General features: G+C 75.3%; 2 protein-coding genes. Both read right to left on the bottom strand.

What is annotated here, in order from left to right:
* On the bottom strand, nt 1–500 hold a 500-nt coding region (locus ABD317_RS36970), incomplete at its 3' end, for a DUF3492 domain-containing protein (RefSeq protein WP_344296458.1).
* Nucleotides 501–662: 162 nt separating this feature from the next.
* Nucleotides 663–1,366: DUF3152 domain-containing protein (locus tag ABD317_RS36965; RefSeq protein ID WP_344296456.1), on the bottom strand; the 704-nt coding region annotated here is incomplete at its 5' end.

The raw sequence follows: 1,366 nt of genomic DNA, 5'->3' as shown, positions 1-1,366 counted from the left end.
AGCAGCTCCGCCACGCGCGCGCCCCGCACCGCCGGGTGCGCGCCCGGCGCCCGGCAGGCCCGCTCCAGGATCCGCACCGCCGGCTCCGAGCGCAGCGCCCGCCCCGGCCCGCCGGCGTCCCCGGCCAGCTCCGCGAGCCCGTACAGCCCGTAAGCGAAACGGTCCTGCCCGCTCGTCCGCCCGTCGGTCTCCGCGCCGTCCGGCACCGCCAGCGCGGTGGCCAGCTCCGTGAAGTGCTCGGCGAACCGGCGCCGGTCCGCGCGCCCGTAGCGGCCCTCGCCGGGCGCCGGGCGCCACAGCGGCGCGACGTGCACCGTGCGCACCTGTGGCGGCAGCGGCACGAGCCCGGCCGTCTCCTGCGCCGCATCGACCGCAAACGCGAAGACGTCGAACTCGTGGTGTGCAAGCCCGCGTACGAGCCGGTCGCACCACCCCGGCGACTCGTCCGCGGCAAACGGAAATCCGCCCTCCGCGAGAAGGCCGATGCGCAACGAGAACACCCCCGAACCTGCCGTGGCTCCGTCCAGTGGGAGGACGGTACGCACGGGGCGGGGTGGTGCGATGGACGGTTGTCCGTCGCACCACCGGAAGGGGTGAATACCCGTGACTATTCGGGGACTGGGGCGTTTTGTGCTCCCCCGCCGCGGCGCGGGGCCGCGGGGTCAGTCGCGCGGGTACGGCCAGGGGTTGGGCTTGCAGGTGGCGCCGTCCGTCGACAGGGACTTCGTCTGCTGCATCATCACCGGGGCGAGCGCGCCGTCGCGGGAGCAGCCGACGTGCCCCTTCCCGAGCCGGTGGCCGACCTCGTGGTTGATGAGCATCTCCCGGTACCCGCGGATGTCGTCGCCGTAGGTCTTCGAACCCCGCGCCCACCGGAAGCCGTTGATCATCACGCGCTCGGTCGCGGCGGAGTCGCAGGACACGTCCTGTTCGCCGGTGTCCAGACCGGACTTGGCGCACCACTCGTCGGTGGTGCCGGGGCTCGCCAGGGTGATGACGAAGTCCGACTCCTCGTCGGGGCGGACGCGCTCGAAGGTGCGCCCCCCCCGGCCGCCCCAACTGCGGTCGTCGTTGAGCGTCCTGTGCACGGCGGTCGCGAACAGCGCGCCGTCGAGCGGCAGCCCCTCCTCGACGTCCACCCGGTACCGCACGACCGCGCCGCGGCCGGGCGCCTTGTCGCCGCCGGGGACGGCGGTGAGCCTGCCGGAGCCGGTGAGGTCGCGGCTGAGGGGGTACGTGGTCGCCATCTTCTCGGCGTACGTGGCGGGGGCGGCCCGCGCGTCCCCGTCGCCGTCCGCGTCCCGGCCCGCCGGCTCGTCGCGGTCGCCGGAGCGGGAGGCGCCGTCGTCGGCGGCGGCGGGCTGCT

This window comes from Streptomyces synnematoformans, from assembly GCF_039531005.1.
Lineage (GTDB): Bacteria > Actinomycetota > Actinomycetes > Streptomycetales > Streptomycetaceae > Streptomyces > Streptomyces synnematoformans.
The sequence above is the reverse complement of the archived record's forward strand: the minus strand, read 5'-3'. Positions and strand labels throughout refer to the sequence as shown.